Annotated in this window: 18 protein-coding genes; 12 read left to right on the forward strand and 6 right to left on the reverse strand. The window is 41.0% G+C overall.

Annotation, left to right across the window (positions count from 1 at the left end; translation table 11 throughout):
- The first annotated feature begins 122 nt into the window (after positions 1 to 122).
- The 9 genes from HMPREF0873_RS05455 to cysK all read left to right on the forward strand — a co-directional run bounded on the left by HMPREF0873_RS05455 (position 123) and on the right by cysK (position 7,847).
- The gene (locus HMPREF0873_RS05455; RefSeq protein WP_008602382.1) at positions 123 to 764 is read left to right on the forward strand and encodes a peptidylprolyl isomerase; all 642 of its coding nucleotides are present in this window, start codon (positions 123 to 125) and stop codon (positions 762 to 764) included.
- A gap of 124 nt (positions 765 to 888) precedes the next feature.
- Positions 889 to 1,140 (forward strand): GIY-YIG nuclease family protein, encoded by a 252-nt coding sequence (locus HMPREF0873_RS05460; protein ID WP_012864827.1) that lies wholly within the window; start codon positions 889 to 891, stop codon positions 1,138 to 1,140.
- Between the two features lie 51 nt (positions 1,141 to 1,191).
- Positions 1,192 to 1,650 (forward strand): DUF1934 domain-containing protein, encoded by a 459-nt coding sequence (locus HMPREF0873_RS05465; protein WP_004695011.1) that lies wholly within the window; start codon positions 1,192 to 1,194, stop codon positions 1,648 to 1,650.
- Positions 1,616 to 3,349 (forward strand): arginine--tRNA ligase, encoded by a 1,734-nt coding sequence (argS, locus tag HMPREF0873_RS05470; RefSeq protein ID WP_008602385.1) that lies wholly within the window; start codon positions 1,616 to 1,618, stop codon positions 3,347 to 3,349. Before HMPREF0873_RS05465 ends, argS begins: the two co-directional genes overlap by 35 nt.
- Positions 3,350 to 3,364: 15 nt before the next feature.
- Positions 3,365 to 4,975, forward strand: coding sequence for a CTP synthase (locus HMPREF0873_RS05475; RefSeq protein WP_038125685.1), 1,611 nt, complete (start codon positions 3,365 to 3,367; stop codon positions 4,973 to 4,975).
- A gap of 9 nt (positions 4,976 to 4,984) precedes the next feature.
- Positions 4,985 to 5,200, forward strand: a complete 216-nt coding sequence (locus tag HMPREF0873_RS05480) for a hypothetical protein (RefSeq protein WP_008602389.1) — start codon at positions 4,985 to 4,987, stop codon at positions 5,198 to 5,200.
- Between the two features lie 189 nt (positions 5,201 to 5,389).
- On the forward strand, positions 5,390 to 5,953 hold the full coding sequence (gene ahpC / locus HMPREF0873_RS05490) for an alkyl hydroperoxide reductase subunit C (protein ID WP_004695016.1): 564 nt from the start codon (positions 5,390 to 5,392) through the stop codon (positions 5,951 to 5,953).
- A gap of 493 nt (positions 5,954 to 6,446) precedes the next feature.
- Positions 6,447 to 6,896: an Rrf2 family transcriptional regulator gene (locus tag HMPREF0873_RS05495; protein ID WP_008602390.1), complete on the forward strand. Its 450-nt coding sequence runs from the start codon at positions 6,447 to 6,449 to the stop codon at positions 6,894 to 6,896.
- A 15-nt stretch (positions 6,897 to 6,911) separates the two neighbouring features.
- Entirely contained in the window at positions 6,912 to 7,847 is a 936-nt protein-coding gene (gene cysK / locus HMPREF0873_RS05500) for a cysteine synthase A (RefSeq protein ID WP_008602392.1), read from the forward strand.
- Positions 7,848 to 8,122: 275 nt separating this feature from the next.
- Here the strand turns inward: cysK and HMPREF0873_RS10010 are convergent, their stop codons facing one another.
- From HMPREF0873_RS10010 to dapF, 5 genes are all read right to left on the reverse strand, one after another.
- Positions 8,123 to 11,527, reverse strand: a complete 3,405-nt coding sequence (locus HMPREF0873_RS10010; protein WP_198003473.1) for a subtype B tannase — start codon at positions 11,525 to 11,527, stop codon at positions 8,123 to 8,125.
- Positions 11,528 to 11,969: 442 nt separating this feature from the next.
- Positions 11,970 to 13,964 carry a fructose-specific PTS transporter subunit EIIC gene (locus HMPREF0873_RS05510; RefSeq protein ID WP_008714890.1) on the reverse strand — a complete coding sequence of 665 codons (1,995 nt, stop codon included), beginning with the start codon at positions 13,962 to 13,964 and terminating at the stop codon, positions 11,970 to 11,972.
- A gap of 33 nt (positions 13,965 to 13,997) precedes the next feature.
- Positions 13,998 to 14,912 carry a 1-phosphofructokinase gene (pfkB, locus tag HMPREF0873_RS05515; protein ID WP_004695028.1) on the reverse strand — a complete coding sequence of 305 codons (915 nt, stop codon included), beginning with the start codon at positions 14,910 to 14,912 and terminating at the stop codon, positions 13,998 to 14,000.
- 28 nt (positions 14,913 to 14,940) lie between these two features.
- Positions 14,941 to 16,338, reverse strand: a complete 1,398-nt coding sequence (locus HMPREF0873_RS05520; RefSeq protein ID WP_008714893.1) for a Na+/H+ antiporter NhaC family protein — start codon at positions 16,336 to 16,338, stop codon at positions 14,941 to 14,943.
- Between the two features lies 1 nt (position 16,339).
- Positions 16,340 to 17,173, reverse strand: coding sequence for a diaminopimelate epimerase (dapF, locus tag HMPREF0873_RS05525; RefSeq protein WP_004695030.1), 834 nt, complete (start codon positions 17,171 to 17,173; stop codon positions 16,340 to 16,342).
- A gap of 318 nt (positions 17,174 to 17,491) precedes the next feature.
- On the opposite strand from dapF, the gene ptsP reads away from it, so the two are divergent.
- Both ptsP and HMPREF0873_RS05535 read left to right on the forward strand, forming a co-directional pair.
- Entirely contained in the window at positions 17,492 to 19,219 is a 1,728-nt protein-coding gene (gene ptsP / locus HMPREF0873_RS05530) for a phosphoenolpyruvate--protein phosphotransferase (protein WP_008602401.1), read from the forward strand.
- A 136-nt stretch (positions 19,220 to 19,355) separates the two neighbouring features.
- A complete protein-coding gene (locus HMPREF0873_RS05535; RefSeq protein WP_004695032.1) occupies positions 19,356 to 19,616 on the forward strand; it encodes an HPr family phosphocarrier protein in 261 nt (86 codons plus the stop codon).
- Between the two features lie 93 nt (positions 19,617 to 19,709).
- On the opposite strand, the gene HMPREF0873_RS05540 is transcribed toward HMPREF0873_RS05535, so the two are convergent.
- A complete protein-coding gene (locus HMPREF0873_RS05540) occupies positions 19,710 to 19,988 on the reverse strand; it encodes a metal-sensing transcriptional repressor (protein WP_004697521.1) in 279 nt (92 codons plus the stop codon).
- Positions 19,989 to 20,319: 331 nt separating this feature from the next.
- Here HMPREF0873_RS05540 and HMPREF0873_RS05545 point away from each other — a divergent pair, with 331 nt between their 5' ends.
- Positions 20,320 to 21,126, forward strand: a complete 807-nt coding sequence (locus tag HMPREF0873_RS05545; protein WP_038125688.1) for a transglycosylase domain-containing protein — start codon at positions 20,320 to 20,322, stop codon at positions 21,124 to 21,126.
- The last annotated feature ends 29 nt before the right edge of the window (positions 21,127 to 21,155 follow it).

The raw sequence follows: 21,155 nt of genomic DNA on the forward strand, positions 1-21,155 counted from the left end.
TAATCTCAATAGCGCCATAATATGATATACTAAAAAAGAGCCGCTCATGGGTTGAGCGGTTTTTCTATGTAAATTTTAAATCTACATTTAGTTAAATATAATATTAGTATTTTGGGGGACATATGAACTGGAAACGCTTGGCTTTATGCGCAATGTTGGGGATTACAGTACTTAGTACAACAGCATGTAGTACCAAAACTGGGGAGCAACCACAAGGTAATACTGTGAAAGCAGAAACTGTGGCGATGCCTAATTTTACGAATGCGCCAATTGCAGATGAATATGCTATTTTTGATACAAACTATGGTCAATTTAAGGTTCGTTTGTTAGGGTCTAAAGCGCCGATTACGGTCAAAAATTTTGATTATCTCGTGAAAAAAGGCTTCTATAATGGTGTGACATTTCACCGTGTTATCGAAGGCTTTATGATTCAAGGTGGAGATCCTGATGGCACAGGTGCTGGTGGCCCAGGCTATACAATTCCTGATGAATTCTCCAATGATTTACACTTCAATAAAATGGGCGTTCTAGCCATGGCTAACCGTGGTCCTAATACAGGAGGATCTCAATTTTTTATTACCTTGGGACCTACGGATTGGTTAGATAATAAACACACCATCTTTGGTACTGTAGTACAAGGCATGGATGTAGTTGAAAAAATCGGCAAGGTTAAAACCGGTCGCAATGATAAGCCAGTAGAACCAGTAATCATCAATACCATTACATTGGAGCCGATTACTGATGATGCGAAAAATGGCAAATAAGAAAAGTACTTCTCAAGAGTCTCTTTCTGGTGAATGCGCATCTACACAAGAGGTACAAGGTATAATTGTAGATTGTGATACAATCTTGAACGACGCTAGTGTTCAAGGCGATGAATCAAAAGAAATGCACTATATTTACTTAGTGCGTTGCTCTGATGATTCTTTGTATTGTGGATGGACTACAGATCTCAAACGTCGAATAGATGCTCACAATGGACATATCCCAGGCGGTGCAAAATATACGCGAGGACGTCGTCCTGTGACCTTGGTATATGCTGAAAGCTTTCACCAAAAACAAGAAGCACAACGCAGGGAATATGCTATTAAACGGATGACGAAGACTAAGAAATTGAGACTCATTAAGGGTGCAAAATAGTCCTTGATTATGGTATAATATGATGATTAATTACTACCACGGAGGTTGAAAATGAAGCGGGTTCTAGTGTCCGTAAAGAGTGTACAACGAGATATGGATGGCAAGGATACCGTAGTGGAACTGATTTCCCCAGGTACGTCACATGAAAAAGGTAATGCTCAATATGTGCGTTATGAAGAATCTAGTGTGACTGGATTGGATGGGGTTAAGACGACCATTAAAATTCATGATGATTCTATCGTGTTGCTCCGAACAGGGGCTGTCAATATGCGTCATCAATACGTCCGTGGTGAAGAACGTGAAGCCGTATATGAAACACCATATGGTGATTTACATATGGCTGTAAATACTCATGAATTAACAGTAGACTTTCATGATGGCGTAGGTCATGTTCATTTAGGATATGATATTTCCGTTGAAGGTGAATGGCAATTTTATAATCAGTTAGATATAGACGTGCGGGAGGATATAGAGCATGGACATGAAGGAAATCCTGAAATCGGGGATTGAACAGGCATTACAAGATACGATTAACAGCGGTGATTTGCCGGCTGGGGAATATCCAGAAATCGTTCTCGAAGTGCCACCTCAAAAGGAATTCGGTGATTTTTCTACAAACATCGCTATGCAATCCGCTCGTGTAGCTCGTCAAAATCCTCGAGCCATTGCTGAAGCTTTGATTAGTCATATGAATTTTGATTGGCTTGAACGTGCTGAGGTTGCCGGCGCAGGTTTTATTAATTTCTTTTTGAAATCTGATATGGTGTACGATACGTTAAAAGCCATTTTGAATGCTGGTACTGAGTATGGTGTTCAACCATTGCGTGCGCGCGATACAATTCAAGTAGAGTACGTAAGTGCAAACCCAACAGGTCCATTGCATGTTGGTCATGGTCGCGGTGCTGCGTACGGTAGTGCTCTTGTAAACTTGTTACGTGCAGCGGGTTATAATGTACAATCCGAGTACTATATCAATGATGCAGGTAATCAAATCGACAACATGGCTATTTCCATTGAGTACCGTTTCCAAGAGTTACAAGGTGCTACATTAGTATTCCCACCTAAACGCAATGAAGACGGTTCTATGCCTGAGTTCGATATTCCAGAAGGGGCTTTAGTGTTCCCTGAAAATGGCTATCGTGGCCCAGATATTATTGAAACAGCGAAAGCGATTGCAGAACGCGAAGGCTTTGATAAATTAAATGCTATGAACGAAGCAGATCGTGTAGCCTTGTTTAAGGAAGAGGGCTTAAAAGAAAAATTAGCTCGCTTAGAGGAAACATTAAGAAACTTCCGCGTTACTTTTGATAATTGGTTCTCTGAACGTACAGTTCATGAATCGGATGAAATTCATCATTCTGTAGAGGCTCTGAAGGCCCTTGGTAAAGTCTATGAAAAAGATGGTGCATTGTGGTTAAAATCCACTGACTACGGTGATGATAAAGACCGTGTAGTTATTCGTGATAATGGGGTTCCTACGTATTTAGCGGCAGATATTGCATATCATCGCAATAAATATGATCGTGGTTTCAAGGAAATGATTGATATCTGGGGCGCTGACCATCATGGCTATGTATGTCGTGTAAAAGCGGCTATGGCGGCGTTTGGTTATGACCCTGATAAATTAACCGTATTGTTATTACAAATGGTAGCATTGTTCCGTGACGGACAACTTGTTAAATTGTCTAAACGTAGTGGCGATAGTGTTACATTAGATGAATTGATCGAAGAGGTTGGCGTAGATGCGTCTCGCTATTTCTTCTTGATGCGTTCTTTGGATAGCCAACTTGATTTTGATATTAACTTGGCAAAATCTCGCAGTAATGACAACCCAGTGTATTATATCCAATATGCTCATGCTCGTATTCACAGCATTTATAACCAAGTGCGTGAAGCTGGCATTGCATTTGGCAATTATAGTGAAACTGATTTCACAACGCTTACAAGTGAAATGGAATTAGAATTAATTAAGAAATTAGCTGAATATCCGGAAGAGGTCGTTCAAGCTGCCGAACATCGTGCCCCTCATCGTATTGCTCGTTATCTATATGATTTGGCAAGCATGTTCCATTCATTCTACCGTCAAGGTCGTATCATTGGCGTAGATCCAGCATTACAACAAGCTCGTCTTGGATTAATTACAGCGATTGCCCTCGTTCTTCGTCAAGGCTTGGGTATTTTAGGTATTTCCGCTCCGGAAAAAATGTAATAGGTGGGAGGCATCATGGCAACTAAGTATATTTTCGTAACTGGCGGCGTTGTTTCTTCTCTTGGGAAGGGAATTACAGCAGCATCTTTGGGTCGTTTACTAAAAAACCGTGGTTTCAATGTAACGATTCAAAAATTTGACCCATACATTAATATCGATCCGGGTACGATGAGCCCTTACCAACATGGTGAAGTATTTGTAACAGATGATGGCGCTGAAACTGACCTTGATTTGGGTCATTATGAACGCTTTATCGATATTAACCTTAGTAAACGTTCCAATATTACAGCTGGTAAAGTATATTGGTCTGTAATCAATAAAGAGCGCAAAGGTGATTATCTAGGTAGCACTGTACAAGTAATTCCACATATTACAAATGAAATTAAACAAAATGTTTACCGTGTAGGTAAAGAGGATAATGCTGATGTAGTTATTACAGAAATTGGTGGTACCGTAGGTGATATTGAAAGCTTGCCATTTATGGAAGCCATTCGTCAAGTGAAAAAAGAAGTAGGTCGTAACGACGTACTTTACATTCACGTTACATTAGTGCCTTACATCAATGCCGCAGGCGAGTTGAAAACAAAACCTACACAACATAGTGTAAAAGAATTGCGTAGCATTGGTATTCAACCAGATATTTTGGTATGCCGTAGCGAAAAACACATTTCTGATGAAATGAAAGAAAAACTTGCGTTGTTCTGCGACGTAGAACCAGAAGCCGTTATTGAAAACCAAACTTGTAGCTCCATCTATGAAGTGCCATTGATGATGCAAGATCAAGGTCTTGATGATATTGTTATTAAAAAATTAGGCCTTGAAGATCGTCCTTGCGATATGACTGCATGGAAAGAAATGGTTCATAAGATTTTGAATCCTAATAAAGATATTACAGTTGCTATCGTTGGTAAGTATGTAGCGTTGCATGATGCGTATTTGTCCGTAGTTGAAGCTCTAGATCATGCTGGTATTGCTACGGGTACTAAAGTGAATATTCGTTGGATTGACTCCGAAGAACTTGATGATACATCTGTAGATCCTAAAGAGGTATTTGAAGGTGTTGAAGGCATCATCGTACCTGGTGGATTTGGTTCCCGTGGTGTAGAAGGTAAAATTCGTACAATCCAATATGCTCGTGAAAACAATATTCCATATCTCGGCCTATGCCTTGGCATGCAGTCTGCAGTCATGGAATTTGCTCGTAACGTATGTGGCATGGAAGGAGCAACCTCTAGCGAATTCGACGAAAATGCTAAGTACAAAGTAATTGACTTGATGAGTGATCAAGTTGATGTAGATAAAAAAGGCGGTACGATGCGTTTAGGTATCTATCCATGCAAAGTGGAAGCCGGTACGAAAACTCACGAGGCTTATGGAGAAGATTTGATTTATGAACGTCATCGCCATCGCTATGAGTTCAACAATGAATATCGTCAACAATTGACTGATGCAGGCCTCGTAATTTCTGGTACATCTCCAGATGGCCGTCTCGTTGAAAGTATTGAAGTGAAAAATCATCCATTCTTCATTGGCACACAAGCACATCCAGAACTTAAATCTCGCCCAAATAATGCACATCCATTATTCCGTGGTTTCGTAGATGCAATCTTAGAACTAAAAAAATAGATTAAAGCGATGGAATCTATTTTATCTATTATAGGTTTATTTATATTAGCTGCACTCAAACTAGAGCAGTTTGTATATGGTAAATCGGGAAAAGAACAATCTATAACTGGTCACATAGCACGGAGAGGGCTTGCTAATATAGCGGGTTTAATAGCTTTTGATCACGCTACTGTGAACAGTAAGTCTGTTGTAGTATGTAAAAAGAAGAAAGATGCTCAGAAATGAGCATCTTTCTTCTTTTTTTTGCTTACATCGAAAAAAGTTGGAAAAATATATCGATAAATTTAAAAATAATGCTTGCAATATTGAATGATATTTGTTATTATATAGACAAAGATAGATATAGATGCGGTGTTAAGTACACCAATATAAATATATTCGTTACATATGGAACTCAAATAAGGAGGACATAACATGTCTATTATTGGTAAACAACTTCCTGAATTTACACTTGATGCTTTCAAAAAACCTGAATTGGTAAAAGTTAGCACTGCAGACGTGTTGGGTAAATGGTCTGTATTCGTATTCTATCCAGCAGACTTCACATTCGTATGCCCTACTGAGTTGGAAGACGTACAAAACTCTTATGCAGAGTTGAAAGAATTGGGTTGCGAAGTTTACTCCGTATCTTGTGACTCCGAATTCGTTCACAAAGCATGGTCTGATGCTTCTCCAAGCATTAATAAAATCGAGTACTACATGTTGGCTGACAAAAAACATGAATTAGCTGATTTCTTCGATGTATTCCAAGAAGAATCTGCTATGGCTTACCGTGGTACATTCGTAGTAGATCCAGAAGGCTTCGTGCGTACAGCAGAAATTCATGATATGGGTATCGGCCGTTCCGCTGAAGAATTAGTTCGCAAAGTACAAGCTGCTCAATTTGTAGCTAAACATGGCGATCAAGTGTGCCCTGCACGTTGGAAACCAGGTAAAGATACTTTGAAACCAGGTCTTGATCTTGTAGGTAAAATCTAATTAAGAAACTTATACTTAAATGCTAGAGTAATCTAGACAACTCCTCAAATGACATAAACACGGGCGCGCATCGTTTTCCTGACGATACGGTAAGTCCCAATACCAGATGAACCCTCTCCAATTCATCATGGTAAACCTCATATAACAAACTACAAACTATACGCAAAAGGACTGGCCTTCGGGCTGGTCCTTTTGTGTTATAAGATTATTCTTACTTCGTTGTGTTGCGAGTTAACAAAAGTATAATAACTTGAGCTTTCTACGAGGCAAGTTATTAAGTTAAAATATAGGATAAACTCAATAAATATAGGATGAGTAGATATCCCTTTATAAAAGTAGGAAATAAGTTCTTGCATTTTTATAGTGAGTGGTCTATAATGAAATTAATTCCTATTAATGTGAAAGGTTTTATAAATAGCTTTATAAATATAATATAAGCACTTTTTAATATGGGTGTGTTTAACACTAACGTTTACAAAGAAAGGCAAGATATATGAGGATTTCCACAAAAGGTCGTTATGCATTGATGGTTCTCATCGATTTGGTAGAGCAAGGGCAAGATAAACCAGTTTCCTTGCGATCTGTGGCAGAACGACAAGGCATATCTGAAAAATACCTAGAAGGTATCGTAGCTCGTTTAGGCGCTGCTAACCTAGTGGATAGTATCCGCGGTAAATACGGCGGATATCGATTGTCTAAAAGCCCTAAGGAGTACACAATTATTGAAATATTGCTTGCTACTGAGGAATCGATGGCTATCATATCTACCCTTGATGAAGGGGTGAGTACTGATACAGTAATCAACGAACGCACCGTTGGTTTCTGGGCAGGCTTACAAAACTATATTCATGATTATTTAGAAAACGTAACCCTACAAGATGTAATTGATGGGACTTACGCAAAACTTGATACAAAATATGATAATTGGGATGGTTCTATTTAATAAGGAGTGACCACTATGTCTAAAATTGCAAAATCTTTTGTTGAATTAATCGGTAAAACACCATTATTAGCTACTACACGTTTTGGTAAAAAATATGGTGCAAACGCTAATATTTTCGCAAAATTGGAATACTTCAACCCAGGCGGTTCCGTAAAAGACCGTATCGCAGCAGCAATCATTCAAGCTGCAGTTGAATCTGGTGAATTACAACCAGGCGGCACAATCGTAGAAGCTACATCTGGTAATACTGGTATTGGCTTGTCTGCTGTAGGTGCTGCGCTTGGCTATAAAGTTGTAATCGTAATGCCTGAAACAATGTCCATTGAACGCCGTAAATTAATGCTTGGTTATGGTGCTCAGCTCGTATTGACTGACGGTTCTCTTGGTATGAAAGGCGCTATTGCTAAAGCTAAGGAAATCGTAACGGCTACATCCGGTGCTATTGAAGCAGGTCAGTTCGTAAATCAAGCTAATCCTGCAATTCACTACAGAACAACTGGTCCTGAAATCTGGCAAGATACTGATGGTACCGTAGATATCTACGTATCTGGTGTTGGTACAGGCGGTACGTTGACAGGTGCAGGTCGCTACTTGAAAGAACAAAACCCTGATGTACATGTGGTTGCCGTAGAACCAGCAGATTCTCCTGTATTGTCTAATGGTAAACCAGGCCCTCATAAAATCCAAGGTTTAGGTGCTGGCTTCATTCCAGATACATTGGATACTAACATTTACGATGAAGTAATCCAAGTTTCTAACGAGGATGCTTTTGCTACATCTCAAGCTTTTGGTCACACAGAAGGCGTATTGGTAGGTATTTCCTCTGGTGCTGCGCTTTGGGCGGCTCAAGAATTGGCAAAACGCCCTGAAAATAAAGGCAAAAATATTGTAGTAATTCTCCCTGATACAGGCGAACGCTACTTATCTACAGCATTGTTCCCTGAAGTTTAATCGCCTATCATGGTGAAAGCATAATAATTGCTTTTACCTGGCTCAAACACATAGATGCCCCCTGTATTTTACAGGGGGCATCCTTTTTTGATTGAATTCTTTTATTATTATAATAGGGTGATGTACTGATTAAATAATGGTGCAGATTATTCATAGTCGGAGAGGGACTTTCACAATAACATTTATAATTGAATACACAAGAAAATTTATAATTGTATATGAAAAAGGAACTACTAGGTAGCTCCTTTAGTATTTTGGTATGTATTTAATTGTGATTATCTACCGTTTTTAACGATATTATCCATCCAGTTGAATAATTCTTCTAAATCGTAGTCACCAGAGTGATCTACATTAAATGGTGTTGCCATATCTACTCTGTACCCAAGGTTTTGAGCACGTGTACCTACGATTAAAGGAATTGCAACAGATGTATTACTGTCGGCTGTGCCATAACGAATACGATAGAATCGTGCATTTGTCGCAGCAGGAGAACCAAGATAGTTCATTGGGTTCATCATAGTAACGATCTTAGCATTTTCTACGTATACATCTTGGTTAGCTGTTGAATCGTGTAATGCAGCAGTAATGGTAAAGTGATTATTATCTGTAGTACTTGTACCAAATAGATTGTTTTCACCTGTATCATTAGCACGAGAGTCAAAGGCACCAGGCGCTTTTGAGCGACTTACAAAGTGGTTATATGCTTCCCAGTTAATGTCTTTGATGGCCCCTGTTTTATTATCTCGTACAAGGTATGTATGCTTGGATAAATCAGTACCTTGAGCTGCTGCTTTATTAGCGGCAGCAACGATAAACTCTTTTACATAGTTTTTGAAAGTCCCGTTACCATTCTTGTCGAGTTTTAGTATACGACCTAGAGAGTCACGTAATTGTAAGTTATTTACGTAATCAGGGAAGTGTTCGCTGAGCATTTTAGAGTATGATAAATCGTCTGTATTCAAGTTTACACGTTGCATCGTACGTTGTGGTGGAGCAGAGTTACCACCTACATTAGCTTGTGGTAATTCGCCTTGGCCCATAGTTACTTTGTTAAAAGATGTGATACCGTTATAGCTCCATTCGTAAGCCATATCTGCCGCATCAAGGTTAGTGATAGGGGCATATGCGGATGCTGCGTATACATTAGTTGCCGCTGTAGCTGCACCTAATGCTTGTAAATATGGTTGGAAGTCGGAGCTGTTACCAGTTGCACCTTGTAATAAGGATACACCACCGCCTGCACTTGTACCATTTGTGATAATGCGGTTTGCATTACCTGGCATAGCGGAATCGTTAGCGTGTAAGTAAGCTGTAGCCGCTTGTAAGTCAACGATTACTGCAGGGGCCTTACCTATAAAGTTGCCATCGGAAGCTTTATTGGTACGACCACGAGTAGATGGGGAAGCTACTACATAACCACGGGATAATGCATAAAGAACACTGTTAGGTTTTCCATTTTCCATCTTAGGCGTCATAGCCTGGCTCGGCATGTAACCACCTACTGCATTTGGCATGAAGATAGGGGCTGTTTGGGTATTGTAACCGTTGATTGTGCCGTTGTTGAAATATTCCTCTGGTACATAAATGTTCATGTATTGCTGATCTATGTCGATTGGATTAGCCACGTAAGGGATATATTCGAAGGCGCGATATTTGATTTCCTTATTATCTACTGTGGTAGACATGGATTCATAATTCTTTGCGTCGAAAGCAAGACTAATCTTTGCAGATGCATCAGCTTGCAATGGGGGTTCAATTGGTTGGGAGAGAATATTTTTCTCTTCTGTTACAGGAGAGCCTTTTGTGGAAGCTTCATTACGAGCATTTACATAAGATTGCGGTAATTTACTTTCTTGAACCTGTTTAGTCTCTGCCTCAGATTTAGCTTTTGCTTCAGCTTCAGCCTGAGCTTTAGCAGCAGCGTCCGCTTCTGCTAAAGCTTTTGCCTCTGCTTCAGCCCGAGCTTTAGCTGCAGCTGCCGCTTCTTCTTTTGCTAGTTGTTCAGCAGCTAAACGTTCTTGTTCTTCTTGGATCGCAGCTTGTCTTGCAAGTTCCGCTTGTTTAGCAGCAATACGTTCTTGCTCTGCCTTAATAGCAGTTTCGCGTTCTGCTTTAGCTTTCTCGGCCGCAATACGCTCTTGTTCAGCTTTTAAAGCGGCTTGCCGTTGAGCCTCAGCTTGTTGAGCCGCAATACGTTCTTGTTCTGCTTTAATAGCCGCTTGACGTTGAGCTTCAGCCTGTTGAGCTGCCATACGTTCTTGTTCTGCTCTAATAGCTGCTTGTCGTTCGGCTTCGGCTTTAGTGGCAGCTTCGGCACGTTGGCGAGCTGCTTCTTCAGCAGCTAAGCGTTCTTCTTCAGCTTGTTGAGCGAGGATACGCTCACGTTCAGCTTTTAAAGCCGCTTGGCGTTGAGCTTCCGCTTGTTGAGCGATGATACGTTCTTGTTCTGCTTTAATAGCTGCTTGACGTTGAGCTTCTGCTTGTTGAGCGGCTAAACGTTCTTGCTCAGCTTTAATAGCCGCTTGACGTTGAGCTTCGGCTTGTTGAGCGGCTAAACGTTCTTGCTCAGCTTTAATAGCTGCTTGGCGTTGAGCTTCAGCTTGCTGAGCCGCGATACGTTCTTGCTCTGCTTTAATAGCCGCTTGGCGTTGAGCTTCCGCTTGTTGAGCGGCTAAACGTTCTTGCTCAGCTTTAATAGCTGCTTGGCGTTGAGCTTCAGCTTGCTGAGCCGCGATACGTTCTTGCTCAGCTTTAATAGCCGCTTGGCGTTGAGCCTCGGCTTGTTGAGCAGCGATACGTTCTTGCTCTGCTCTAATAGCCGCTTGGCGTTGAGCTTCAGCTTGTTGCGCGGCGATACGCTCTTGTTCCGCCTGCAAAGCTGCTTGCCGTTGGGCTTCTGTTTGTTGTTGTGCTTGTAGTGCTGCTTGACGTTGAGCTTCAGCTTGTTTTTGAGCAAGTTGTTGTTGATCAGCTTGTGATAAATTTTCTTGTTGGGAGGCTTCTTCAGCGGCTAGTTGAGCTAAACGCTCACGCTCAGCTCGTTGGATATCTCGAATTGTAAGCCTCTGTTTTGCTACCACGGCTTTTGTTACTGTAGTATTTGATACAGTTAATGGAGCTATGGATTCTTGTTGAATAACAACAGGTGTACGCTGTACTTGTGTAGTTTGTACTTGTTGCTTACCATCCACTGGTTTCTCTATAGTAACAGGTTCAGTTTTTCGTTGTACATTTATCAAACTGTGCATTGCTAATGTAGGTTCCATGACAGCCTTTGTATCTTTATTGACAACATACTGCGGTTGAGTTTGAACCTGTTGTTGAGATTGCATTGGTACTACTTGTTGCGGTACTGCTTGCAATGGTGTAACTTGTTGAGTTTGTACAGGGCTAACCGTTGCTGGTTGCATCACGTAGGATGGTTGAGGTTGTGCCATCGGTGGTGTTTGTTGTTGTACAACGGTGGCCGGTTGTGGTGTAGCTGGTAAGACTGGCTGAGTTGCCATTGGTTTCACGACTGGAGTTGCTACACTTGTAGGACTCTGTGTCGTTGATTCAGCACTGGTACTCGTACCTACTAAATCATTCATGTTAAGTGTAGGCTCTGCATGGGTAACACCACCCAACGCAGCTGCGGCAAGAAATGCAGCAGTAACCTTACAATTTTTGGATGACTTCATGAATTAGTTCTCCGAACTAGATTTCTAATAATAATTTATAATTTTAAAGTTAATTAATATTTATATAGTTTAACATAAATCAATGTAATTGTACAATTTTGAGGATTTGCTTCCACTTTTGAAAGTAGTTTTGATCATGAATTATAAAATAATATTAATTATTTTTGAATATAAGAAAAGGACTAGATCACGTATACTTCTGAACTGTTGTTCCAAAACTGTGTCCAATTTTAGGGCAGTTCAGAATACGTATATTCTAGTCCTTTTACTATATCTACTGGTGTGACACCAGCTTTCACCATCGATAAGAGTCATTAATCAATTAGTCGCTAAATGTTAACTATTAGTTACTAACCGCTAATCGTCGAAACTCATCATAAACAATCAACAATCATCAGCCATCAATCATATATAAGTTATAATTGATAGTTAATTTTATGATCTATTTAGCGATACTATTTTTTAAACTTGGCTTTACAAGTGCTAAGATGAAGCAAGCCACAATGGAACCGATTGCGATGGATGCAAGGTAAAGAAGTGGATTACCAATTGTTGGTACTACGAAGATACCGCCATGTGGAGCGCGTAGTGTGCATTCGAAGAACATGGATAATGCACCAGCTGTACCAGCACCGATGATGCAAGCTGGTAATACGCGAACTGGATCGGCTGCTGCAAATGGGATGGCACCTTCTGTGATGAAGGAAAGGCCCATGATGTAGTTTGTGATACCAGATTTGCGTTCAGCCTCTGTGAAGCGACTAGGGAAGAATGTAGTACAAAGAGCAATTGCCAATGGAGGAACCATACCGCCTGCCATTACAGCAGCCATGATACCGTATTCTCCAGTTGCAAGAGCACCAGTACCGATAACATAAGCCGCCTTGTTTACAGGGCCGCCCATATCAACGGACATCATAGCACCAAAGATTAGACCTAATAATACGCGGCTAGTAGTGCCCATGGATTGTAAGGAGTCCATTAACCAGTGATTAAGTGCAGATACAGGAGGATTGATGATAAAGGTAATAGCGATACCGATGAACAATACGCCAAGTACAGGGTAGAATAGAACCGGTTTTGTACCTTCTAATGCTTGAGGCAAACCAGATACTAATTTCTTAACTAATAATACCAAATAACCTGCTGCGAAACCGGCAATCAATGCGCCTAGGAAACCAGAGCCACCTTGGTTAGCTAATAAGCCACCAACGAAACCAGCTACAAGACCTGGACGGTCCGCAATACTCATAGCGATGTAACCCGCTAATACTGGTAACATGAAGCCAAAGGAAGCTCCACCGATTTGCATTAAGAAAGCCGCAAGAGGTGTACCGGAACCAAAGTTTTTAGGATTCGCTGGATCGAATACGTCGAATAAGAAGGCGAGGGCAATCAAGATACCGCCACCGATAACAAATGGCAACATGTGAGATACACCGTTCATCAAATGTTTGTAGATTTGACGACCTACGCTATCAGATGCGCTAGCTGCAATCTCAGCAGCTTCGCGGTCAGCCGCAGATGCTTGATATACGGCAGCTGTGCCAGCCATAGCTTCTGTTAGTAGCTCTTCCGCTTTATTGATGCCATTCGCTACCTTAGTTTGAATCATAGGTTTACCGTCAAAGCGTGCCATTTCTACTTGGCGATCGGAAGCTACGATAATACATTTAGCATGTGCAATTTCTTCTGCTGTAAGAGCATCTTTAACGCCAGAGGCACCGTTCTTTTCTACTTTTAAGGAAATACCCATTTCTTTAGCCTTGCGTTCTAAAGATTCAGCAGCCATGTAGGTATGTGCGATGCCAGTAGGACAGCCTGTAACAGCTAGTACATCATAATGCGGGTTATCTACAGAAATCTTAGGTGCTACCTTTTCAATTGCTTCTGTAGCCTTTGCTTCGATAGCATCGGTAATGCTGGTTGCTTTTTGATCCTCTGCTGGTTTGATATATCCTTCTACGGATGGGTCAAAGTTTCCTTCTTCTTTAGCTGTAATGAGCTCTAAGAATCGATCAACAGTAGCCGCTTGAATTAGGGCTTCTTTGAAGTCTGGGTCAATCACCATAGTTGCTAGTTTGCTCAATACCTCAACATGAGTGTCAGCGGCGCCTTCTGGAGCCGCAATCATGAAGAATAGGCGAGAAGGTTGACCATCTAATGCTTCAAAGTCTACCCCATTAGGTACAACCATAGCGGCGAGGCCTGGTTCTTTTACTCCTGCAGATTTAGCATGTGGTGTGGCAATACCGTCGCCAAGGCCTGTAGAACCAGACTCTTCACGAGCGAAGACAGCTTTTAAATATTCTGCCTTGTCTGTCAAATAGCCTCCTTTGTCCATCAATTCACCTAAGGTGTAAATGGCGTCAGCTTTTGTGACAGGATCTGCATTCAGTAGGATAGATTGAGGTTTTAATAGATCAGTGATTTTCATATGTGTACTCCTTGATGCACATAAAATATAAAACTATTTAACTCGTACTTGTGAAAGCAGTGTTTCTACTTCTTCAAGGGTTGCGAGGTTTTCAGAGTAAGCGGAGGCAGAGCCACTGGAGATACCCCAATAGAGCGCCTCTTGTAAGTCACCCGTCTTTTCATAGCCCGTAATAAAGCCGGCTACCATGGAGTCGCCAGCACCCACGGAATTCACGAGAGTTCCTTTAGGGGCAGGACTGGTATATACAGTGCCGTCAGCGGACACCAAAATAGCACCATCACCAGCCATGGAGATGAGCACGTGTTGTGCGCCTTTCTCTTGCAATGTTTTTGCTGCTTCTACAAGCTGATCTTTTGTAGATAAAGTGCGCCCAAAGATTTCACTAAGCTCGTGATTATTTGGCTTAATTAAAAATGGTTTATAAGGCAAGACTTTTGTGAGTAGATCCTTTGTAGCATCGACTACGATGCGAATATTTTTATGTTGTAAGCGCTCCATAATGAGTTCGTACATATCGCTTGGTAGGCTAGAAGGAATGCTGCCAGCAAGGATTAAGGTGTCCTTTTCGGTCAACGCATCAAGCTGTTTGTATAGAGCTTCTAATTCGTCGGTAGCAATGATTGGGCCGCGGCCATTAATCTCTGTTTCCTCATCAGAGGCTTTTACCTTAACATTGATGCGGGTTAATCCTTCGCGAAGCCGGATGAAATCTTCTTTCACGCCGAATTTCTTGAGTTGTGTTACGATTTCTTCGCCTGTAAACCCTGCGATGAAGCCGAGTGCTGTCGTATCCATGCCAAGATTGTTGAGCACGATAGATACGTTGATACCTTTGCCACCACCGAGAACGTATTCTTGGATGGTGCGATTAATAGTACCCGTCTTGAGGTGATCAAGGCGCACGATATAATCGAGAGCTGGATTAAAGGTAATGGTATAAATCATACAATTTCCCCTTTTGAGATAATACTAATTAGCGTATGATTGGTTGATCTTGCTTCCGTAATCGTAACCAATAGATGAGTGGTACTAGATATAGGAAGAAGGCAAATGGTACATAACCTGTTGAACTTGTACCCATCATGACAATGGGCACGTAGGCAGCGATATTCCATGGTTGTAATGGAGCGATGAGAATGCCACTATTTTCAAAGTCTAGCATTACATCTTCGTCTTGAATACCTCGCTGTGCGTAGGTAATACGCATAATAGAGTGCGTCATAACTACCGCAATAGCTTGGCTGCATCCAACCGCACCTGTTAAGAAAGCAAGACCTACATTGGCAGCAAATACATCGCTCCGTGTTTTAGCTCGCTCTAACAGTTGTCGTATATCGTTCCAGAAGCCAACCCCTTCGAGCATGCCTGAAATGGTAGTAGCCATAAAAATTGAAAGGGTAGGGATAAACATCGTTTGTAGACCGCCGCCATGAATGATATTAGCTAGTGGATTATAGTGCGGTAGTTCAAAGCCTGTTAAGGTATACCATCCCAACTCTGAGAGGCTCGCATCCTGATTGGTATAGGCTAGAATGGCCGCCGCTAATGCACTGAGTCCGATAGGCCAACGGATAGATACTTTCAAAGGCAATAGACCAATGACGATGATGACTGGAATCCATAATGTCCAATCGATATTGAAAATAAAGTGAATTGTATCGGATAGTAAACTATTTTCGTAATTGAGTGGGTACCACTGAGATAGTAATAGATACAACACTGTAGAGATGATGAGTGCTGGAATACCATCTTTAAACATAATGGGAATATTCGTCGATACCTTTGTATGGGTCAAGGCCGCTACAAGAGATGCACTAGAGGATAGTGGACCGTTTCGATCACCAAAGTAAGCACCTGCAATAATGGCACCAACTACGATATTTTCTGGAATACTTCCAGCTCTTGCCATGGTGATGAGTACGATGCCTATCGTTCCTACAGTGCCCAGTGCAGTACCTAACAGCATACTCACTATGGCTGTTATTAAAAAGGCACAGACGATAAAGATGGATGGATCAATTAAATCGATACCTGTGGCGATAATCATAGGAATAACGCCTGCTGCTTGCCACATGGCGATGAGCCAACCGATGAGAAGGAAGATTTGCATCACTATGATGGATGTTTTCGCACCTGTCCAAGATAGGTTTAATAATTCTTTTAGGGCATATCCTTTGCGGTAGAACACGTAGGCCATGATGCTCCATACGACAATCAAGGCATAACCAATAGCGATGCTATTGGCTACGGCTATGAGGATGACGAGAATGGATGCAAGTAGTCCCAAAAGGGGCTCTATATTCCGTGGTATGAGTGTGCGACCCTGTTGGTACCTTAGGAACGCATTTAATATAAGTTGTAACCACTTCATTTTAATCGATAGGAAGTTCTGTTTCGAAGACTTCCTCAGCCGGGCCTGTCATGAGCACCGTGCCATCCTCCAAGTATGAAATATGCAATGTTCCTAAATAGAGTTCCACATCTACTTCGCGGCCTGTTAAGCCCTTTTCAAAGGACATAGCGGCAGAGGCACAAGATCCTGTTCCACAAGCTAAAGTAGCGCCAGCGCCGCGTTCCCATGTGCGCACCTTGATGTGTTTGTCGTTTACCACTTCAATGTAGTTTACATTGGTGTTGGCAGGGAAGGCATCGTGCTTTTCAAGGATAGGGCCTTGTGTTGTAACAGGGGCTTTTGTAATGTCGTCGATGAATACCTCCGTATGAGGCACACCGAGCAATACAGAACTCACTGTTACGGTTTCACCGTTTACATTGAGGTCTACGTCGATAACCTTATCCATGTTTACATTCATAGGAATGTCTTGGGCCTTAAAAAATGGTTTGCCCATGTCTACAGTAACTTGTGTGACTATACCGTTTTCGATAGTCAATGTAGGCTTCATTACGCCAGCTAAGGTTTCAATGGTGAAAGTCTCCTTCGTTGTTTCACCGTGTTCATAAGCGTATTTGGCAAAGCAACGGATGGCATTACCGCACATTTCTGCTTCACTACCATCGGAGTTGATGATGCGCATGCGCACATCACAGGTTTCGGAAGGAACTAGGATAGCAAGACCATCAGCACCAATACCCGTGCGACGATCGCAAAGGCGGATGGCGAGGTCTGTGTAGTCTTTAGACGTCCCTTGTGGGTCGGCAAAGAGGATGAAGTCATTGCCGAGACCATGCATTTTCGTTAATTTCATAAAGTCTCCTATCAATAAGTAAGACTTTCACCATGAAGCCCGTGAAAGTCTCATATGTTTATTATTATATATTTTATATTATAATATTATATCATAAATAGGTCCTAAGCATGGCATGGAATCGTATAAATTTATAGCAAAATAAAGGGAAAATAAGGAAAGCTTACAACGTTTATTGAGAGTTATAGTAAAACAAAAAATGCCCCATATGGGACGGTTATTTAAGGGAGTATAGGTATTTGGATTACTTTATTGTTTAACAGAGAAATGATAAAATAAAGAGTAATGTAGTTAATCGTAATAGAAAGAGGAACACATATGCGAATTCAAGGGATTTCTGGATCTCGTGGCGTTGCAGTAGGCAATGTATATAGATATATTCAAGAGGAAATTGTCATTCCTGATTACAATGTAACGGAAGACAAGGTAGAAGAAGAAATTGGCAAGTTTGCAACTGCTATGGCATCTACCTTAAAACAATTGGATACTATTCGTAAAAAAGCGTTGGATGAAATGGGGCCAGAAGAGGCGGCTATTTTTGAAGCGCATATGCAAATTGCTCAAGACCCATCCTTATCTGACGGAATTAAATCCCTTGTTGAGTCTAGCCATATGAATGTGGTAGCGGCTACGGCTCAAACAATTGAAACCTTTGCAAATATCTTTCTCGGCATGGAAGACGCCTATATGCGTGAACGAGGCGCAGATATTAAGGATATCGGTGATCGTTTGATGCGTAATATGTTAGGCATGAACCCTCGCGGTTTATCACATATTTCTGGCGAGGTTATCTTGGTGGCTCATGATTTGGCACCATCTGATACGGCATCCCTTGATAAAGCGGTAGTAAAAGGTATCGTTACGGCAGCAGGTGGCCCTACATCTCATGCGGCTATTATGGCTCGCACCTTAGAGATTCCTGCAGTTATGGGCGTTGGTGATATTGAAAGCTTTGCAGATGGCGATAAGGCAGTCGTTCTTGGTACGGATGGTATCGTGGAAATCAATCCATCTGATGCGGATTGGACGGAGTATACAAATCAAGCGTTGGCGTTCCAAGAAGAGTTAAAACGGTTACGCGAATCCGCTAATCTTGAAGCTACTACCATTGATGGTCATCATGTAGAACTATTCGGCAACATTGGTAAGGCGAAGGATGCTAAACATGCGCTCACTATGGGCGCACAAGGTATTGGTTTGTATCGTACAGAATTCCTTTACATGGAAAATGACGAATTGCCTGCAGAAGAAATACAATTCGAAGAGTATAAAAAGGTAGCCCAAGATATGAAGGGGCAGCCTGTTATTATCCGTACCATGGACATCGGTGGAGACAAGGAATTGAAATGCCTTGATTTACCAAGTGAAATGAATCCATTCCTAGGATATCGCGCTATTCGTATATCCTTAAATCGTCCAGACATCTTTAAGGTACAATTGCGTGCCTTATTACGAGCTAGTGCGTTTGGTGATATTCACATCATGTATCCTATGATTGCTTCCGTTGAGGAAGTGAAGCAAGCGAATGCTATGCTTAGTGAATGTAAGGAGGAACTGGAGGCTGAGGGTAAGGATTTCAACAAGGATATCAAGGTTGGCATCATGATCGAAGTACCAGCGGCAGCTGTTATATCTCCAATTCTTGCTAAATATGTAGACTTCTTTAGTATCGGTACGAATGATCTTTGCCAATACACATTGGCAGTAGACCGTATGAACGAAGCAATTGGTAGCTTGTATCAACCATTGCATCCAGGTGTGTTACGTCTTATTAAGCACGTCATTGATGCTAGTCATGAACAAGGTAAATTTACAGGCATGTGTGGTGAGCTTGCTAGCGACCCTGTGGCGACCATGATTCTGTTGGGCCTTGGCCTCGACGAATTCTCCATGACGGCTTCTTCGATTCCTCTTATTAAAAATATTTTGCGTTCTGTTTCCAAAACAGAATGTGAAGAGGTAGCAAATAAAGCACTTACTATGGACACAGCAGAAGAAATTACAGAATACGCTAAATCTGTATTAGCTGAAAAAGGTTTATTATAATTTTACTTTTGTTAAATAGGATTATTACATAGTAAATAGGATGTAATATACTTGAATTGAAATGCTTGATATTGATACAATATATCTATTAGAACGTATGGATAGGCACCGCCTATCGAGATAGAAAGAGGTTATCATGAAAGAATTAACAGTAGAAATTACTAACGAATCCGGTTTACATGCTCGTCCTGCTACAGCTTTCACACAATTGGCTGCTAAGTTCGCTTCCAAAGTGACTATCGCTGCTAATGGCAAAACAGCAGATGCTAAATCCATTTTAACTGTATTGACCTTGGGTGCTACAAAAGGCACATCCGTTACCTTGACGGCTGACGGTGCTGACGAAGACGAGGCACTCGCTGCATTGAGCGAATTCTTAACAACTAACCACGATTAATATGAGGGTAATAAAAAGGACCCTACATTTTGAACTGCACCTCCAAAAATTATGTCCAATTTTTTGGGTGCAATTCATTTGTAGAGTCCTTTTTTATTTACCCATATTTGCAAAGCGCTCTACAGCTTTTGTAAAGTCGCTAATGGTTTTTTCCACGTCACCATGTTCGATACCATCTCGTACGCAGTGGTTGATATGTCCTTCAAGAATTACTTGTCCTACTTTATGTAGTGCAGATTTAGCTGCATTAATTTGGCTCAACACATCTTCGCAGGGAATGTCTTCTTCAATCATTCGATCAATAGCTTGCACTTGACCTAAGATTTTACGCAATCGACGATGCAGATTTTCTGAATCCATACACTGTTTCATTTTACTCCTCCATAGGCATGTTTTTATCATCTCATACATTATACTCTATTTAAAGTTTTTAATACAACTTAATAAGTATAACTAATATGCATTAATCGGTATATATAGATATAGGGTATCATGCCATTATTAAGATATATTAAATATATTTGTAGTATGAGTGGACGTAAAAACTAGTGTTTTACATATCTTCTTATTGATTGATGTGATACAATACATTTAATATACTTTATATTTGTATATGTATATAAGGTATTGTATAGATAGCTAGATTATAAACCTATAGTTACATGTGTTTATATTACAGACCTTTAAGAAATAGGTGAAAGAAATGAAAGTATTTCGCTACCTTCGAAATCTAGTTGTGTTCGTGGTGGTCATGATTTTGGCTATGTTTATATATGACGGATACCATAGCTTTCAAGGGACAAATCGTGAGAGTAAAGCTCATACAATTGTTGAAAAACAAATAGAACAAAGTGAAGATACGCTCAGTCGTACAGATCGAATTATACGACTGTTTACATTTAGAGATAAAGTACAGATAGCTCTTAATCAACGTGTTTCAAAAGAGCATTGGGTGAAAGGGGATGTTATTCCTGAGTATACAAAAAATGCATTAATCGCTATTGAAGATAAGCGGTATTATAAACATGGAGCTATTGATGTACTCGGTATTATTCGCGCCTTGTACACAAACACTATAGCAGGTGAAACGCTAGAAGGCGGTAGTACTATTACACAACAACTTGTAAAAAATCTGTTCCTTTCCTCGAAGCGTATCATGAGTCGTAAGGTGGAAGAGGCCATCCTCGCTAGTGAAATGGAACATTACTACTCTAAGGAAGAAATCCTTACCATGTACTTGAATACCGTATATTATGGTCATAATTATTACGGTATCTATGAAGCAGCTCACGGATACTTTGGGACAAGCCCAAGCCGATTAACATTGGGGCAAAGTGCTTTGCTCGCAGCATTACCCAATGCACCGTCCTATTTAGATCCTTATACGAACTATGAAGGTGCTAAAGCACGGCAAAAGCTGGTGCTCGAACAAATGGTAGACCAAGGCATGATTACACAAGCCGAGGCAGACTATGCGTACGAACAGGACTTGGAGCTTGTGGAAGAATAATTAAATTACTATTTTAGAATCTCTGTTAG

Source organism: Veillonella sp. 3_1_44, from assembly GCF_000163715.1.
In the GTDB taxonomy this organism is placed as follows: Bacteria; Bacillota; Negativicutes; order Veillonellales; family Veillonellaceae; genus Veillonella; species Veillonella parvula_A.

Excerpts from the sequence above, each read along its gene's own strand:
- HMPREF0873_RS05455 (WP_008602382.1), top strand. The coding sequence starts at position 123 with ATGAACTGGAAACGCTTGGCTTTATGCGCAATGTTGGGGATTACAGTA.
- HMPREF0873_RS05460 (WP_012864827.1), top strand. The coding sequence starts at position 889 with ATGCACTATATTTACTTAGTGCGTTGCTCTGATGATTCTTTGTATTGT.
- HMPREF0873_RS05465 (WP_004695011.1), top strand. The coding sequence starts at position 1,192 with ATGAAGCGGGTTCTAGTGTCCGTAAAGAGTGTACAACGAGATATGGAT.
- argS (WP_008602385.1), top strand. The coding sequence starts at position 1,616 with ATGGACATGAAGGAAATCCTGAAATCGGGGATTGAACAGGCATTACAA.
- HMPREF0873_RS05475 (WP_038125685.1), top strand. The coding sequence starts at position 3,365 with ATGGCAACTAAGTATATTTTCGTAACTGGCGGCGTTGTTTCTTCTCTT.
- HMPREF0873_RS05480 (WP_008602389.1), top strand. The coding sequence starts at position 4,985 with ATGGAATCTATTTTATCTATTATAGGTTTATTTATATTAGCTGCACTC.
- ahpC (WP_004695016.1), top strand. The coding sequence starts at position 5,390 with ATGTCTATTATTGGTAAACAACTTCCTGAATTTACACTTGATGCTTTC.
- HMPREF0873_RS05495 (WP_008602390.1), top strand. The coding sequence starts at position 6,447 with ATGAGGATTTCCACAAAAGGTCGTTATGCATTGATGGTTCTCATCGAT.
- cysK (WP_008602392.1), top strand. The coding sequence starts at position 6,912 with ATGTCTAAAATTGCAAAATCTTTTGTTGAATTAATCGGTAAAACACCA.
- HMPREF0873_RS10010 (WP_198003473.1), bottom strand. The coding sequence starts at position 11,527 with ATGAAGTCATCCAAAAATTGTAAGGTTACTGCTGCATTTCTTGCCGCA.
- HMPREF0873_RS05510 (WP_008714890.1), bottom strand. The coding sequence starts at position 13,964 with ATGAAAATCACTGATCTATTAAAACCTCAATCTATCCTACTGAATGCA.
- pfkB (WP_004695028.1), bottom strand. The coding sequence starts at position 14,912 with ATGATTTATACCATTACCTTTAATCCAGCTCTCGATTATATCGTGCGC.
- HMPREF0873_RS05520 (WP_008714893.1), bottom strand. The coding sequence starts at position 16,338 with ATGAAGTGGTTACAACTTATATTAAATGCGTTCCTAAGGTACCAACAG.
- dapF (WP_004695030.1), bottom strand. The coding sequence starts at position 17,173 with ATGAAATTAACGAAAATGCATGGTCTCGGCAATGACTTCATCCTCTTT.
- ptsP (WP_008602401.1), top strand. The coding sequence starts at position 17,492 with ATGCGAATTCAAGGGATTTCTGGATCTCGTGGCGTTGCAGTAGGCAAT.
- HMPREF0873_RS05535 (WP_004695032.1), top strand. The coding sequence starts at position 19,356 with ATGAAAGAATTAACAGTAGAAATTACTAACGAATCCGGTTTACATGCT.
- HMPREF0873_RS05540 (WP_004697521.1), bottom strand. The coding sequence starts at position 19,988 with ATGAAACAGTGTATGGATTCAGAAAATCTGCATCGTCGATTGCGTAAA.
- HMPREF0873_RS05545 (WP_038125688.1), top strand. The coding sequence starts at position 20,320 with ATGAAAGTATTTCGCTACCTTCGAAATCTAGTTGTGTTCGTGGTGGTC.